This is a genomic window from Terriglobales bacterium (genome assembly GCA_035573675.1).
Lineage (GTDB): Bacteria > Acidobacteriota > Terriglobia > Terriglobales > Acidobacteriaceae > DATMAB01.
The window spans coordinates 213,159-227,703 of the sequence record DATMAB010000027.1 but is presented as its reverse complement, the minus strand read 5'-3'; the positions used below and the strand labels follow the sequence as shown (position 1 = coordinate 227,703).

The window sequence follows — 14,545 nt, the reverse complement described above, 5'->3', positions numbered from 1 at the left end:
GGGATATCCCACACTGTTGCCCGCGGCGGCACGGCCCCTTGTTTTCCCGGCCGGCAGCGCTACACTCAGCCTATGCGAGCTGTACTTGGCGCGTCTGCCCTCGTCCTCCTGATCCTGATGTCGGGCGCTGCCGCGCAGCAGCAGACGCCCGAGCCCGCCAAACCGCCCACGGTGACGGCGCCGCCCAAGGCCGCGCCCGCGCTACCCGCCTGGGTGGACGAGCTGGTGAAGAAGCAGTTCGGGCCCGAGTTCGCCGTGGTGGACGATTTTGCTCCGGCCCTGATTACCGTCGACCTGAACGGCGACCAGGTGGAAGACTGCGTGATCGTGGGCCGCTCCAAGAACCCGCTGGTCGATCAGCGGGACTACGGCTTCAAGGTGCTCGACCCGCACAACGCCTACTTCGGCTTCGGCGACCCCAAGATCACCTGGGATTTCAACATGCGCGACCCGCTGCGCAACCGCTTCCTGCTGGTGATCCACGGCGCGGGCACGGAGGCCTGGCGCGCCGCCACCCCCAAGGCCAAGTTCGTGCTTATCAATATCCCCTTCGACCGCCTGGGCCTGACCCGCATCGAGTACAAGAAAAAGACCATCAACGCCCTCAGCACCGAAGAGACCTCGGTCCTCAGCTCGGTGGTGTTCTGGAATGGCAAGAAGTACCGCTGGGAACCCAACACGGCGCTGCAGTAAGACCGCGTGGCATCAGTGAGCGATTGAATCATTGAATCAATGCTGCGGTGAGCTGCGCCATCAGTCGTCCTCGGTGTCCCTGTGCCTCTGTGGCTATAATCCTTCCCGACATGGATTTGGAACAGAAACTCGCGGAGCTAAAGAAGCGCGACGCCCTCGCTGAAGCGGGCGGCGGCGCCGATCGCCGAGCGCGCCAGCACAAAGAAGGCAAGATGTCGGCGCGCGAGCGCATCGAGTTTCTGCTCGACGACGCCACCTTCGAAGAGACCGACAAGCTGGTCACCCACCGCTCCACCGATTTCGGCATGCAGGAGCAGAAGGTCCTGGGCGACGGGTTCGTCACCGGCTACGGTCGCATCGAGGGTCGCCTGGTGTTCGTGTTCGCGCAGGACTTCACCGTGTTCGGCGGCTCCCTCTCCGAAGCCAACGCGCAGAAGATCTGCAAGATCATGGACCTGGCCATGCGCGTGGGCGCTCCCGTCATCGGGCTCAACGACAGTGGTGGCGCCCGCATCCAGGAAGGCATCATGTCGCTGGCCGGCTACGCCGATATCTTCCTCAGGAACACGCTGGCCTCGGGCGTGATCCCGCAGATCTCCGCCATCATGGGCCCCTGCGCGGGCGGCGCGGTGTATTCGCCGGCCATCACCGACTTCATCCTCATGGTGGAAAAGACGGCGTGCATGTTCGTCACCGGGCCGGACGTCATCAAGACCGTGACCCACGAGGAAGTCACCAAGGAACAGCTCGGCGGCGCCATGACCCACAATGAGACGTCGGGCGTGGCCCACTTCGTGGCCCACGACGACGCCGAGTGCCTGTCGCTCGTCCGTGAGCTGCTGAGTTTTATCCCGTCGAATAATCTCGAAGACGCGCCGCGGCGCCCGTGCTCCGACCCCATCGACCGCGCCGACGAAGAGCTGGACCGCATCGTGCCTGCCGAGTCGAACCTCCCCTACGACATCAAGGACGTCATCCAGCGCGTGGTGGACGACGGATACTTCTTCGAAGTCCACGAGCACTACGCCAGGAACATCGTGGTGGGCTTCGCGCGCCTGAATGGCCGGCCCGTGGGCATCGTGGCTAACCAGCCGGCGTTTCTCGCCGGCGTGCTCGACATCAATGCGTCGGTGAAGGGCGCGCGCTTCGTGCGCTTTTGCGACGCCTTCAATATCCCGTTGGTCACCTTCGAGGACGTTCCCGGCTTCCTGCCCGGCACTAATCAGGAATACGGCGGCATCATCCGCCACGGCGCCAAGCTGCTCTACGCCTTCGCCGAAGCCACCGTGCCCAAAGTCACCGTGATCACCCGCAAGGCCTACGGCGGCGCGTATTGCGTCATGGCTTCCAAGCACATCCGCACCGACGTGAACTACGCCTGGCCCACCGCCGAGATCGCCGTCATGGGCCCCGAGGGCGCGGTGAACATCGTCTACAAGCGCGAACTTGACCGCGCCGCCAAGGAGGGCTTCAACGGACTGACCGGCGAAGCCGCCGTGGCCGCGCTACGTGCCCAGAAAGTGGAAGAGTTCCGCGAGCGCTTCGCCAATCCCTACATCGCCGCCGAGCGCGGCTACGTGGACGCGGTCATCCGCCCCAGCGAGACCCGCAAGAAGATCATTGACGCGCTGGAAATGCTGGAAAACAAGCGCGACAAGAACCCGCCCAAGAAGCACGGGAATATTCCGCTGTAGCCGTTAGGCCCTTGGTTCCGAGTCCCGGGAATGTCTGAAAAATTGGGCTATAATCCACGGAGGCTAGCGAACAAATGGCGAAAGTCGTGACGGTCGAAGATGCCTGTTATGCCCGGAAGTTGGGCCTTGGGCGGAGGACAAGTACCGCCTGATGGCAATGTACGCCAAACTCTTTTCGACAGGGATGAAAAACAAATGGGATGAGAGAGTCTACGTCGATTTGTACGCAGGCTCTGGTTACAGCCGTATCCGTGACTCGAATACCATTCTCGCGGCATCGCCAATACTAGCTTTGTTAGTAGAGGATCCCTTCGACAAGTACATCTTTTGCGAGAAGAGAAACGATCTTCTTGCCGCTTTGAAGGTGAGGGTCGCCAAGACCGCACCCGCAGCTAAAGTGAGCTTTGTTCGCGGTGACTGCAACCAGCGCGTAAACGAGATTTGTAAGGAAATCCCGGTGGGTTCCCAACGCCACAAAGTCTTGACCCTGTGCTTTGTGGACCCCTTCAACATCGGAATCAAGTTCGAGACATTGAGGAGGATTTCATCGAGGCGTGTGGATTTTCTTGTGTTACTCGCGGTCTACATGGATGCGAACCTGAACTACCCGCTGTATACAACGGCCGAATCCCGCAAGATTGACGAATTCCTGGGATCTAGCGGCTGGCGTTCCGCCTGGCCTAAAGCGCAACAGGAAGGCGTCGAATTTCCCAAGTTCCTTGCTAGACAATTTGCCGAACGAATGGAAACACTCAGATACTTGCCGCAAGAGTTGTACAACATGAAGATGGTTCGGTCAGCCGAGAAGAATCTTCCCCTCTATTACCTCGCGCTCTTCTCGCGCCATAAACTAGCCTACGACTTTTGGAAAGACGTACTGTCATACGGCACAGACCAACCACGTTTGCCAGGGATGTCTTAGGAGGCGGCGTCAATGTCGCTCGATTCCAAAATTGAATGGACAGATGCCACGTGGAACCCGGTTCGCGGCTGCACGAAGGTCAGCCCGGGCTGCAAGCACTGCTATGCCGAACGGTTTGCGGAGCGATTCCGTGGCGTAAACGGCCATCCCTATGAACACGGGTTCGACCTGAGGCTGGTGCCTGAGAAGCTCTTGGAGCCGTTGGAGTGGCGGCAGCCCAAAATGGTATTTGTCAATTCGATGAGCGATCTATTTCACGATGGCGTGCCGGACGATTACATCGAGGCCGTCTGCTCCGTCATGGTCGCCGCAAGATGGCATACCTTTCAGGTACTCACAAAGCGGGCCACGCGGTTGCGCCAGTTGTTGAGTTCGCGTCTGAGTTTCGCAGCCGCTATGCCGAACATCTGGTGGGGCGTAAGTGTGGAAGATCGGCGCTACGGCCTTCCGCGAGTCCCTGAGCTCATTGCCGCGCCGGCACGAGTGCGGTTTCTCTCCGTAGAGCCGCTGCTGGAAGACCTGGGCCGCATCAACCTCGAAGGCATCCATTGGGTGATTGTCGGAGGGGAGAGTGGGCCAGGCGCAAGACTAATGAGGGCCGAGTGGGCTCTCTCTATCAGAGACCAGTGCCTCCAACAGGATGTTCCGTTTTTCTTCAAACAGTGGGGTGGAAAACAGAAGTCCCGAAGCGGCCGGGTACTGGAGGGGCGCACCTATGACGAATTTCCTGAGATTAGAGCGGACGGCGTCTCCACCGTCTTTGAGCGCGTCTTGGCTCGCACGGCTGCATGGAAGTTCACACAGTCCCAACCGCTGGTGCAGCTTGCATCGTAAACGAAGCAGCCGTCAATCGTCCGCGGCTGCGGTCCTTGTCGGAATTACACAATACAGCCCGTCGCTGCCCACGTCGAAGGCTCGATTGAAACGCGCGCGATAGTTCTCCTGGGCGGCGGCGGCCGCGAATTCGATCAACTGCTCGTCGCTGAAGTGTCGGCGCAATGCCGCGAAGAGATCTTCCGAAACATTGGCGGGCGTCGCAGCGAGCTGGTCGGCCATGCGCAACAGCAGCCGCTCAGGCTCTGTGAAGCCTTCTTCACTGCTGCTCAGGATGCGCGCGATTTCGTCATCGGTAAGCCCATTGTTTCTGCCCACGGCAGAATTGATATCCATTCAAAACGGGCAGCCCACGCGCGCGGCGGTGCGGATCTGGATGAGCGTGCGCAGGCGCAAAGGGACCTTCGCCCGCTGGCCCAGCAACAGCTCGGTGAGGAAGTTGACCCAGAAGACCCGCGGCACCCGCGCCTGGATTTTCATCGGCGTCAGGTCCTTGCCCATCCTCTTGCGCACCTTGCCCATGACCATGCGGATGAGCCAGGGCGCCTGCCTTCCCTCGATTCCGGCGATGCGTGCCATGAGTGCGTTCCACCTCCTCTAGGGGAAAGATGCCTTCAGGGTAGCGCACGATGCGTCGAGGCCGAAACATCACACTGGGCATTCGGAGGGGCGCGCCTCGGTAGGTCGGCCTTCAGGCCGACTAGCGCAGCGACCGTGCCGAAGGGGCTGCTTCAGAAATCGCGGGTTTTAGCCCCGGACGAGAGTTGACGGCCACCGGCACTTCGACTAAGGTTTCGCGCCGTGGCAAGGCGCCCAGTCCGCGAGGGGCCGCCTGACCCGGAAGAGTTGACCATCGGGGAGGCAATCCCATGAAACGCACCTTCCTCTTTGCAGTCCTGCTGTTCGCCTGTTTCCTGCTCGGCGTCCTGGTTGGCTCCCGCCGCATCACCGCGCAGCCTGTCGCCGCAGCCTCGCCCGCGCCCGAGGCACCCATGGCCCGTCCCTCGACCGGCTACGACGTCCACGTCGTGGCTCCCCACCTGGTGGATGGCAAGGAGCACGGTCCTTACCACCATTACTGCAAGGTGTACGCGCCCGACCCGCCGCAGATCGTGTGCCTCATCTACGAATCCACCGAGCCCAACGCCATGCTCTCCCAGATCGAGTGGATCTATGCCAAGTCGATGACGCGCAACGGCATGCCGCTGAAGACCTGGAACAAGAACTGGCACGACCACGCCGTCGAGATCGCCGGCGGCCGCGTGAAAGTGCTGGATCTGCCCGACGACCAGGCCAAGGGCGTGGCGGACCTGGTGGCCACGACCGACGGCCTGATCTATCACTTCTACTGGGACGGCAAGCTGCCCAACGGGAAGATGTCCATCGCCCAGGCCGTGGGCCACAAGCCCATGACCATGGCGGAATGGAAGAACTACGAGAAGAAGTGATCGCGCTTCTGCGGCGTCCGCGCCGTCGGGCGCTCATCCTGAGCGAAGGACCTCCGTCAGCCGTCACCAACAGCAGGGCCCGCCGAGGCGGGCCCTGTCAAATCCCTTCGTGCTCCCTTCGTGACCTTTGTGGTTAGCTTTTCGTTTCTGCTCTTGTCTTCTCGAGCGCCTCATCCAGCTTAGGCCGCTGTAGATGCCACTCGGTTGCTTCCTGATACGCCCTGGCCACGGCCAACATTGCGGCTTCTCCGTAGAGATTTCCCAGGAACGTCAAGCTGGTGGGCGTTTCGTCCGTGCGGAAGCCGTTGGGCAGGATCACCGCCGGATGGCCGGTCAGATTCGTCGCAATCAACTGCGGTCCAGTCGTGGGCGCCACCACTACATCCACCTTCTCGAACACCTTGGCCATGGCCTGCTGGCCCAGAGTACGCGCGCGGCTGGCGTTCACGTATTCGACCGCCGGGATGAAGCGGGCCACGCGGAAGATGTTTGGCCAGTCGTTCTCCTTCTGGCCCACCAGGAGCTTGTCACGGCCGCTGCGCGTCAGCTCGTCGAAGGCCGCGGCGCATTCCGATTCGAGCATGGTAAGCATGGCGTCGTACGGCAGTCCGGGCAGTTCCACTTCGAGGAGCTTGATGCCCAGCCTGGTGAAAACTTCGAGCGCCGCCATGTCTAAACGCATGGCTTCTTCGCGGCGTTCCTTGTCCTCCGGTTTTTCTTCGCGGTCCTTGGGCGGCTTGCGGTCGAACTGTGACCGGAAGTAGCCCACGCGCAGCGTACGGGGATCGAGCGCGGCATCCCAGTTGAAGGGCAGGTCGCGCACGGTGCGGTCGCGACCGTCGGGCCCGCGGATGGCGTCGAAGACCATGGCGCAGTCCTCCACCGCGCGGCAAATGGGGCCCAGCTTGTCCATGCTCCACACCAGCGCCATGGCTCCTGTGCGCGGGACGCGTCCGAACGTGGGACGCAGCCCGGTGGTGCCGCAGCGCGTCGAGGGCGAAGAGATCGAGCCCAGCGTCTCTGAGCCGATGGCAAACGCCACGCACCCGGCGGCGGTCGCCGAAGCCGATCCAGCCGACGAGCCGCTCGAGCCCTGCTCGGGCTTCCAGGGATTGCGGGTCATGCCGCCGAACCACACGTCGCCCAGGGCCAGCGCGCCCAGGGTCAGTTTAGCGACCAGCACGGCGCCCGCGGCATCCAGGCGTTTTACCACTTCGGCGTCCTCGTCGAAGGTCTGCTTCTCAAACCCGTTGGCGCCCCAGGTGGTGGGATAGCCTTTCACGGCGAGCAGGTCCTTGGCGCCCCAGGGCAACCCGTGCAGCGGGCCGCGCCAGCGGCCGCGGGCCAAGTCGCGGTCGGCTTCCCGGGCTTGCGCCTGGGCCCGGTCTTCGGTGAGCGTGACCACGAACTTGAGCAGCGGGTCGTAACGCTTCAGCCGCTCGAGATACATCTCTGTGAGCGCCATCGAGGATACCCGCCGCGCCCGTACCAGCGCCGCAAGCTGCCGCGCGCTCCAGAACGCGACCTCTTCCAGGTTCTTGGGCACAGCGCCGGCGGTCGCCGGGCTCAGGCGCATGGGGCGCTTCACGGTCGCGAATTTCATTCCGGGCAGAACCGGATCGAACAGCAGCGACGGTTCTACCGAGTTGGCGAGTTGCAGCTTGCGGATGGCCTCGAAGTTCGCGAGCTGCTCGTTCAGGCCCTTGACCATCAGGTCCTTGTGCTCGTCGGCGATCTCGATGCCGGCCAGCGCAGCGGCATTGGCGATCATTTCCTTGGTGACTTCCTTCTTGCCTTCGGCCGCGGCCCACAGCACGCCGGGAAACAACGTCGAGGTCACACCGAAGGTGGAAAGGAAGGATAGAAAGGCGCGGCGGTCAGAGAGAAGCCCAGACATGGCGGGCGATTATAAAGGAATGGACGATTGGTTCATTTTGTTCATTGACCATTGCCCGCGGACCAATCGTCAATGATTCAATGAAAAAATCGTCAATAAAAACTAAGGACCCCGAGGTTCTGCTGAACCTGTTCTCCTCGGCCAGTAGCTCGCGTTAGACCCTTGCCGACCTGCTTTCGCCGCTTCCTTGCGGGTCGCGACGCGCGATCCTTAGTCAGGGTTTCCCCTGAAGCTCGGGCTCCGGGCTCACCGCCAACCGGGAAAACCGGTCAACGCCTCGGGGTCCTATCTTGCCTTTGACCTCGCTTCCCGTTCCTCTCGACCAGCGGCTCGCTTTAGACCCTCACCGACCCTCCGCGCTGTCACCTCGAGAGCGACTGCGGTGATCTGGCTCGAGCCCCGGACTCACCACCAACCGGCGAAACCAGGAAACTGTCAAAGAACGGCTGCCTTTCTACTCTTCCTGCGAATCCAGTCAAGAGAAAAGACGCGCCTGTATCACTTTCAGTTTCAACAACTTGCAGACTGTCCACAGGGGGAAGCCGCAGAAAGTGTGCAGTCCGCGTGGGCCATGTGATTGTCAGCCGCTCGGAGCGCGGTTTGCGCCCATTTGGGATTGTGAAAATCCAGGGAAAATCCGCATCCGAAGCACTTCATGTCATCCCAAGGCGCGCTCTGCCTCGCTTTGGCGAGCCGCTTGCGTCGGTCCAGGGCGTGCCGATTTTCATTCCGCCGCATCGCCTCGCGCATACAATCGCGCCCGAGGAGGAAGCAACATGAAGGACTTTGAGTTCTCGCGCGATCGGGTGGCGGACGTAGGCGGCAGCGCCGCCCGCCTGGTAGTCGGCGTTGTTGTCGGACTGTTCCTCTTGATTTTGCTCTGGTCGGCGGTGGCCACCGTGCCTACCGGGCACGTGGGCGTGCTGACGCTGTTCGGCCGCGTGACCGGCGACGTACTGCCCGAAGGGATTCACCTGGTGAATCCTCTGAAGGCCAATCACATCATGGAAGTACGCACCCAGCAGATCAAGGAAACGGCCAGCGTGCCTTCCAGCGAGGGCCTCGTCGTCGGTTTGGACACTTCCCTGATCTTCCATCTCACTCCCGGCGAGGCCGCCAAGGTCTACCAGAGTATCGGGCCGGATTACATCGAGCGCGTGGTCGAGCCGACGCTGCGTTCCTCCATACGCTCCGTCACCGCCGCCCATTCCGCCAATGCGCTCTACAGCAGCGCCCGCGAGCAGGTGGCGGAACAGATCCGCACCGAACTGGAGCGGGACCTGTCCAAGCGCGGCATCGTGGTGGAGGCGGTGTTGCTGCGCGACATCCAGCTTCCCGCCACCCTCAAGCAAGCCATCGAGGCCAAGCAGCGCGCCGAGCAGGAATCGCTGGCCATGTCCTTCCGCCTGCAGAAAGAGAAGCAGGAGGCGGAGCGCAAGCGCATCGAAGCCGAAGGCATCCGCGACTTCCAGCGCACCGTGGCCCAGGGCATCAGCGAGCAACTGCTGGTGTGGAAGGGCATCGAGGCCACGGAAAAGCTCGCCGAAAGCGGCAACAGCAAGGTGGTGGTGATTGGGAATCCCAAGAACGGGCTGCCCATCATTCTCGGACAGTAGCGAGTGCCGAGTAGCGAGTTCGGCGTACCTAGGACTGGTCTTGAGGACGGTTTTCGGAGGGGCGTGACTTCAGAACCTGCCCTGAGCGAAGTCGAAGGGTGCCGTCCAAGGCCTGGTAAACAGTGGGCTTTAGCCCCTGAGGGAGAGAAATCCTCCCAACGGAGAGCTGCCTCTCGTGGCCGGGCTGGGGGCCGGCGCTGCTAGGATGACACCGTGCCCACGATGATCGAGGTCCGCAACCTCACGGTCGAATTTCCTGGTGCCGGCGCGTGGCACGCGGCGGTGCGCGACCTGAGCCTGGGGATCGCTGCCGGCGAAACCCTCGGCCTGGTGGGCGAGTCGGGTTCGGGCAAGTCGGTGGCGGCGCTTTCGCTGCTGCGCCTGCTGCCGCCGCAGGCCCGCGTGCGCGGCCGCGCCTCGCTCAACGGCCAGGACCTGTTCGCCTGCTCGCAGGAAGAGATACGCCAGGTGCGCGGCGCGCGCATCGCCATGATCTTCCAGGAGCCCATGACCGCGCTCAACCCCGTGATGCGCGTGGGCGACCAGGTGGCGGAAGCGGTGCTGGCGCATGCGCAGTCGTCAGTCGTCGGTCGTCAGCCGTCCGCCGTCAGAAACGAAGCAACGCAGCGCGCCGTCGAGGCGCTGCGCGACGTCGGCATCCCCGAGCCCGAGCAGCGCGCCCGCGACTATCCCCACCAGCTTTCCGGCGGGATGCGCCAGCGGGTGATGATTGCCATGGCCATCGTCAACCGCCCGCAACTGCTCATCGCCGACGAGCCCACCACCGCGCTCGATGTCACCGTCCAGGCGCAGATCCTGGATCTGCTGAAGGAGCTGCGGCACAAGTTCGGCCTGGCCATGCTGTTCATTTCGCATGACCTCGGGGTCGTCTCCAGCATCGCCGACCGCGTGGCGGTGCTCTATGCGGGCTGCCTGGTGGAATCGGCTTCAGCGCCCGAAATCTTCACGCGCCCCCTGCATCCCTACACCCGCGGGCTGCTGAACGCGGTGCCCACGCTGCGCACCGACCGCAGCCGTCCGCTGGCCTCCATCGAGGGCACGGTGCCGCCCGTCACCGCGCCGCCGCCGGGCTGTCCCTTCGAGCCCCGCTGCCCGATTCGCGTTTCCCAGTGCGCCGCCGCCCTGCCCCCGCTCGAGGAAGTGGCTCCCGGGCACCTTGTACGCTGCCCCGTAGCGCTCCACAGGTAACCATCCGCAGGTGACGCCGGGCATGTGGCTCTTGCGAGGGGGTGATTTATAATCTCGCGACTCGAAACCCTGTCAACCCCGTGCGCCTGCTCCTGATCGCCGACATCCATTCCAACCTCGAGGGCTTCGAGGCCGCCATGGCTGCGGCTCCGGCACACGACGCCATCGTCAACCTGGGGGACGTGGTGGGCTACGGCGCCGCTCCCAACGAAGTCACCGACCGTTGCCGCGCCCTGAAGTGCCTCACCGTCCGCGGCAACCACGACAAGGCCTGCTCCGGCGTCACCGGCGTCGAGAGCTTCAATCCCGTGGCCGGCCTGGCGGCGCTCTGGACCAAGCAGGTGCTCACGCCGGAGAACCTGGAGTGGCTCAAGCAGCTTCCCCAGGGCCCGCTGAAGTTGGACTCGCTTGCCGACGCCCAGTTCGTGCACGGCTCGCCGCTCGACGAAGATGAGTACGTCATCGTGATTCGGGATGCCGTCGAGCCCCTGCTGCGCACCCAGCTCCCGCTCACCTTCTTCGGCCACACCCACATCCAGGGCGCGTTTTCGCTCGAGGCCGACGTGGTCGAGACCATTCGTCCCAGCTACCGCCTGGGAAGCGAGAAGGAGAGCTACCAGATCCCGTTGCGCAAGACCGCCCGCTACATGATCAATCCCGGCTCGGTCGGCCAGCCGCGCGATGGCGACCCGCGCGCCGCCTTCGCCCTGTTCGACACCTCCGACTACAGCATCACCTTCCACCGTGTGCCGTATAACATCGCCGGGGCGCAGAAGCGCATTCAGACCGCCAAACTGCCCGAGCGTCTGGCCACCCGTTTGGCCGACGGGCGCTAAGAGCTTCGCCGCCGATTCACGCGGATGAACGCGGATAGGGCTGCCACAAACATAGCGTCCCCGATCCTTCGTGCTGCCTTCGTGTCCTTTATGGTTTGCTTTACACTGCCCCCATGTCTCGCCGCCCCGCGCGTAAGCCCGGATTGCTGTTTGAAGCTGAAAGGCCTTCCGCCGCGCCGCCGGCCGACCATCTCGTCGCCCGCGTGGATGGCGGTGCCCGTGGCAATCCCGGCCCCGCCGCCTATGGGGTGGTCATCGAGGACGCCTCCGGCAGGAAACTGGCCGAGCTGAGCGAGTACCTCGGCCACCAGACGAATAATCACGCCGAGTACCGCGGGCTGATCGCGGCTCTCGACTACGCCCGCGCGCACGGCCACAGCGCGCTGCGCGTGCTCGCCGATTCCGAATTGCTGGTCCGCCAGATGCGCGGCCAGTACAAGGTCAAGAGCCCTGAGCTGCGACCTCTCTTTGAGCGGGCGCGAGGATTGGCGGCGCAACTCGACTGGTTCGCCATCGAGCACGTGCCCCGCGAGCAGAACCGCGCCGCCGACCGCCTGGCCAATGACGCCATGGATAAAGGCTCCGGCAAACCGAAATCCCAGGAAGTCGGCGGCGTGGTGCGAGATGGCGTAGTGGTGCTGGAAAACACGCTGCCCGAGGGCACAAGAGTTCGAGTGCGAGCGCTGAAGTGAGCAAGCAAGAGGTCCACAACGAGCCGGCAGCCGAACCCGGGTCCATCCGGATTCAGAATTTCTACTCCGGGTACGAGCCGCCGTTCGATGCGTACATTCTTGTCTCACGGCTCATCGAAGCGGTTTCGGCCAAGTATCTGCGCGGCTTGGACTGCATCGTCTTGACGAATAGCAGCGCACTCTCTCATGACCGTCGACGGGAAAGCACGACGGCACGCGGGAGGAAGTTTCGTGTGAGTGATGCGCGCGGTGCGTATCATCACAAGAGGAACAACCAACCTGCCTGGGTCGAAATCTTTGTGGATCGGATCGTGCAAGGGTCAGAGAGGTCTCTGCGCTGGAAAATTCCACTTATCCGCGAAATGATTGTGGGCGAGGTTGTCTATCACGAGCTCGGGCATCATGTGCACGAAGCTCTCAGGCCGGAGTTCCGGGAGCGCGAAGACGTTGCTGACGACTGGTCGAAGCGCTTTCTTTCACTCTACCTTAGACGCAAATACTGGTACTTGCTCCCGGTTGTCTATCTGCTGAACTTGTTCCTTCGGGTCGGGCGCGCACTGAGACTTGTGGACCAATCCTGATCCGCGTCTATCCGCGTTCATCCGCGGCGAAGAGCCTTACTTCCCGCCCAGCTCCCGCTTCACGATCTCGCTGACCGTCTTCCCCTCGACGCGCGTCCCCGCGGCCTGGAACCTGCCCATGACGTTCTTCATCACCGCGCCCATGTCTTTCATCCCCGGCGGTGATCCTGACGCCGCGCCCATCTCCTCCATCACCGCGCGCACGGCCGCAGTGATCTCCGCCTCGCCCGCGGCTTTCGGCAGGTAGCCTTCGATGATGCCGATCTCGGCCTGCTCCTTCTCCGCCAGGTCGGCTCGCCCGCCTTTGGTGAACTGCTCCACGGAGTCCTTGCGCTGCTTGATGAGCGTAGCCAGCACCTGCTGCACCTCGGCGTCGTCGAGCTTGCCGCGTTTCTCCACTTCCTTGTTCTTCAGCGCGGTCTTCACCATGCGCAGGCAGGAGAGCCGCCGCTCGTCCCGCGCCCGCAGGGCCGCGGTCATGTCGTTCTGGATCTGATCGGAGAGGCCCATGGCGCGATTATACGATTGGACGAATTGGCGACCTGCTGGCTTTGAAAGGGCACGGCTTCAGCCGTGCCGTTACGGGGTCCCACTGAGGGACGCTTTCGCGGGAGTCACATATCATCTCTGAAGCACGCTGCACGCTCTAGTGAGTTCGCCCTGCCGTGAGTGACCGAACCCTCAATCCCCCTCCTCGTTGATTTCACCGCGCCGGGATCTTGGGCCCTTCAATCACCAAATCACCAAATTACCAAATCACAAAATTACCCAATCGTGCTGCCCCCTTCCCGCCCGGCTTCTCCGCCTTGTCGTCCCTGATGCCGCGCGTTGCTTCGCCTCCTTCCCCGGGGTATCATGCGCTCGGAAAGCGCTCGTCCTTATGTCGCCCATCGCCATTGCGTTCGCCATCGTGCTCGTGGTCGCCGTCGTCGGCGCTCTGCTGCACTCCATGAAGACCCGGCAGACCTATGCCGGCTACGAGGAGCTCAAGGCCGACGCCGCCGTCCTGGCCAGGCGCCTGAAGGGAGAGATCTTCCGCGACGGCGATGACCTGGTGGTCTCCGGCAACTCCGGCAAGCTGCCCACGGTGATCCGCTTCTCCCGTCAAGAGAACACGCCCGGGGTCATGGTGCGCATGGAGGCCCCGGCCAGCTTCACCCTGTCGGTGGTGCCCAAAGGCGCGCGCGCCACCGAGGGCCGCGTGGTCGTGCGCACCCCGGACGAGATGTTCGACGCCCGCTTCACCACCCGCAGCGACCACCCCACGCAGGCCCGCATGTTCGTGGGGGGCAAACCGGTCATCACCCATCTGCAGCGGCTGATGTGCGGCAGCGGGACTTTCCTCACCGTGAGCACCGGCGCCATGGAGCTGAGCGAGCTCTCCATCCCCGGCCCCTTCACCGCACGCCATCTGGAAAACCACATCGACTCGCTGGCCGTCCTGGCCCGCCAATTGGAAGACATGCCGGGCGCGGAGAAGGTGAAGGTCGCGGCCATCAAGGGCGAGCGCAAGTGGGTGACGCGCACGGCCGTAGCCGTGGGCGCCATTGCCGCCATCGCCGCCGTCGTCTCGGCCACCTACAATCCGCCGGGTTCTGAGCCCGCGGAAGTGCAAGCCGCGCAGGGCTCGCTGCCCGAAGGCGTGCTGCCGGCAGATGCGCCCCAGATGGCGGGCATCTACGAACGGCGGCAGGACGGAACCGCCCGGTGGCGTCTGGCCGGCGAAGACGACTTCGACCCGGCCGGCCGTTCCTGGCTGCGCGGCAATCGCGAAACGGTGAGCGGCCGCGTCGAAGGCGATTTCTCCGGCACCGGCGGACCGCGGGACGCCGGCTACGTCCTTGTTGACCAGAACGATAACACCCGGCGCGTCATCCTGCTGGCTCAGGGCTTCAACGTCTACGACGCCACGTACCCGCAGGTGGCCATCGCCGCCCGCGTGCCCAAAGGGATCCTCAGCACCATCGTGTGGGTCGGCGGCCCGCCCGACAACCCCGACGGCGACGGCCTGCTCATCGTCCGCGAGCGCGACAATCCTGCTTCCGGCGTGGTGCTGTTCGTCAAGGACCGGCGCATCATCTCCGCCGTCCCGGAAAACTGGCAGAACCTGCGCCTCAGGTAGC

Annotated in this window: 15 protein-coding genes; 11 read left to right on the top strand and 4 right to left on the bottom strand. The window is 63.4% G+C overall.

Translation table 11 applies throughout. From position 1 onward, the window contains the following. Positions 1-72 precede the first annotated feature (72 nt). The 4 genes from VNK82_13550 (at position 73) to VNK82_13535 (ending at position 4,143) form a co-directional block, all read left to right on the top strand. Complete coding sequence (locus tag VNK82_13550) at positions 73-693, top strand: hypothetical protein (protein HXE91976.1); 621 nt, start codon at positions 73-75, stop codon at positions 691-693. A gap of 110 nt (positions 694-803) precedes the next feature. Beyond that, positions 804-2,387, top strand: a complete 1,584-nt coding sequence (locus VNK82_13545; protein HXE91975.1) for an acyl-CoA carboxylase subunit beta — start codon at positions 804-806, stop codon at positions 2,385-2,387. 103 nt (positions 2,388-2,490) lie between these two features. Then, entirely contained in the window at positions 2,491-3,309 is an 819-nt protein-coding gene (tcmP, locus tag VNK82_13540; GenBank protein HXE91974.1) for a three-Cys-motif partner protein TcmP, read from the top strand. Between the two features lie 12 nt (positions 3,310-3,321). Further along, positions 3,322-4,143, top strand: coding sequence for a phage Gp37/Gp68 family protein (locus tag VNK82_13535; protein ID HXE91973.1), 822 nt, complete (start codon positions 3,322-3,324; stop codon positions 4,141-4,143). A 12-nt stretch (positions 4,144-4,155) separates the two neighbouring features. On the opposite strand, the gene VNK82_13530 is transcribed toward VNK82_13535, so the two are convergent. Together VNK82_13530 and VNK82_13525 are read right to left on the bottom strand one after the other, a co-directional pair. After that, a complete protein-coding gene (locus VNK82_13530) occupies positions 4,156-4,479 on the bottom strand; it encodes a hypothetical protein (protein HXE91972.1) in 324 nt (107 codons plus the stop codon). Beyond that, on the bottom strand, positions 4,480-4,722 hold the full coding sequence (locus VNK82_13525; GenBank protein HXE91971.1) for a hypothetical protein: 243 nt from the start codon (positions 4,720-4,722) through the stop codon (positions 4,480-4,482). Positions 4,723-5,012: 290 nt separating this feature from the next. On the opposite strand from VNK82_13525, the gene VNK82_13520 reads away from it, so the two are divergent. After that, entirely contained in the window at positions 5,013-5,591 is a 579-nt protein-coding gene (locus VNK82_13520) for a DUF1264 domain-containing protein (GenBank protein ID HXE91970.1), read from the top strand. Between the two features lie 133 nt (positions 5,592-5,724). Here the strand turns inward: VNK82_13520 and VNK82_13515 are convergent, their stop codons facing one another. Beyond that, complete coding sequence (locus tag VNK82_13515; protein ID HXE91969.1) at positions 5,725-7,488, bottom strand: amidase family protein; 1,764 nt, start codon at positions 7,486-7,488, stop codon at positions 5,725-5,727. 776 nt (positions 7,489-8,264) lie between these two features. On the opposite strand from VNK82_13515, the gene VNK82_13510 reads away from it, so the two are divergent. The 5 genes from VNK82_13510 (at position 8,265) to VNK82_13490 (ending at position 12,422) form a co-directional block, all read left to right on the top strand. Further along, positions 8,265-9,104: a prohibitin family protein gene (locus tag VNK82_13510; GenBank protein ID HXE91968.1), complete on the top strand. Its 840-nt coding sequence runs from the start codon at positions 8,265-8,267 to the stop codon at positions 9,102-9,104. Positions 9,105-9,326: 222 nt separating this feature from the next. Continuing rightward, complete coding sequence (locus VNK82_13505) at positions 9,327-10,313, top strand: ABC transporter ATP-binding protein (protein ID HXE91967.1); 987 nt, start codon at positions 9,327-9,329, stop codon at positions 10,311-10,313. An 80-nt stretch (positions 10,314-10,393) separates the two neighbouring features. Continuing rightward, positions 10,394-11,149 carry a metallophosphoesterase family protein gene (locus VNK82_13500; protein ID HXE91966.1) on the top strand — a complete coding sequence of 252 codons (756 nt, stop codon included), beginning with the start codon at positions 10,394-10,396 and terminating at the stop codon, positions 11,147-11,149. Between the two features lie 113 nt (positions 11,150-11,262). Continuing rightward, positions 11,263-11,841 carry a ribonuclease HI family protein gene (locus tag VNK82_13495; protein HXE91965.1) on the top strand — a complete coding sequence of 193 codons (579 nt, stop codon included), beginning with the start codon at positions 11,263-11,265 and terminating at the stop codon, positions 11,839-11,841. Next, positions 11,838-12,422: a hypothetical protein gene (locus VNK82_13490; protein HXE91964.1), complete on the top strand. Its 585-nt coding sequence runs from the start codon at positions 11,838-11,840 to the stop codon at positions 12,420-12,422. The genes VNK82_13495 and VNK82_13490 overlap by 4 nt, the downstream gene beginning before the upstream one ends. Before the next feature lie 36 nt (positions 12,423-12,458). Here VNK82_13490 and VNK82_13485 read toward each other — a convergent pair whose 3' ends face one another. Further along, positions 12,459-12,932: a GatB/YqeY domain-containing protein gene (locus tag VNK82_13485; protein HXE91963.1), complete on the bottom strand. Its 474-nt coding sequence runs from the start codon at positions 12,930-12,932 to the stop codon at positions 12,459-12,461. A 370-nt stretch (positions 12,933-13,302) separates the two neighbouring features. Here VNK82_13485 and VNK82_13480 point away from each other — a divergent pair, with 370 nt between their 5' ends. Then, positions 13,303-14,544 (top strand): hypothetical protein, encoded by a 1,242-nt coding sequence (locus VNK82_13480; protein ID HXE91962.1) that lies wholly within the window; start codon positions 13,303-13,305, stop codon positions 14,542-14,544. Position 14,545: the final 1 nt, after the last annotated feature.

What these genes read in the sequence shown, in the direction of transcription:
- VNK82_13505 (HXE91967.1), top strand. Translation starts at nt 9,327, where the DNA reads ATGATCGAGGTCCGCAACCTCACGGTCGAATTTCCTGGTGCCGGCGCG.
- VNK82_13530 (HXE91972.1), bottom strand. Translation starts at nt 4,479, where the DNA reads ATGGATATCAATTCTGCCGTGGGCAGAAACAATGGGCTTACCGATGAC.
- VNK82_13485 (HXE91963.1), bottom strand. Translation starts at nt 12,932, where the DNA reads ATGGGCCTCTCCGATCAGATCCAGAACGACATGACCGCGGCCCTGCGG.
- VNK82_13525 (HXE91971.1), bottom strand. Translation starts at nt 4,722, where the DNA reads ATGGCACGCATCGCCGGAATCGAGGGAAGGCAGGCGCCCTGGCTCATC.
- VNK82_13545 (HXE91975.1), top strand. Translation starts at nt 804, where the DNA reads ATGGATTTGGAACAGAAACTCGCGGAGCTAAAGAAGCGCGACGCCCTC.
- VNK82_13510 (HXE91968.1), top strand. Translation starts at nt 8,265, where the DNA reads ATGAAGGACTTTGAGTTCTCGCGCGATCGGGTGGCGGACGTAGGCGGC.
- VNK82_13550 (HXE91976.1), top strand. Translation starts at nt 73, where the DNA reads ATGCGAGCTGTACTTGGCGCGTCTGCCCTCGTCCTCCTGATCCTGATG.
- VNK82_13515 (HXE91969.1), bottom strand. Translation starts at nt 7,488, where the DNA reads ATGTCTGGGCTTCTCTCTGACCGCCGCGCCTTTCTATCCTTCCTTTCC.
- VNK82_13480 (HXE91962.1), top strand. Translation starts at nt 13,303, where the DNA reads ATGTCGCCCATCGCCATTGCGTTCGCCATCGTGCTCGTGGTCGCCGTC.
- VNK82_13535 (HXE91973.1), top strand. Translation starts at nt 3,322, where the DNA reads ATGTCGCTCGATTCCAAAATTGAATGGACAGATGCCACGTGGAACCCG.
- VNK82_13520 (HXE91970.1), top strand. Translation starts at nt 5,013, where the DNA reads ATGAAACGCACCTTCCTCTTTGCAGTCCTGCTGTTCGCCTGTTTCCTG.
- VNK82_13495 (HXE91965.1), top strand. Translation starts at nt 11,263, where the DNA reads ATGTCTCGCCGCCCCGCGCGTAAGCCCGGATTGCTGTTTGAAGCTGAA.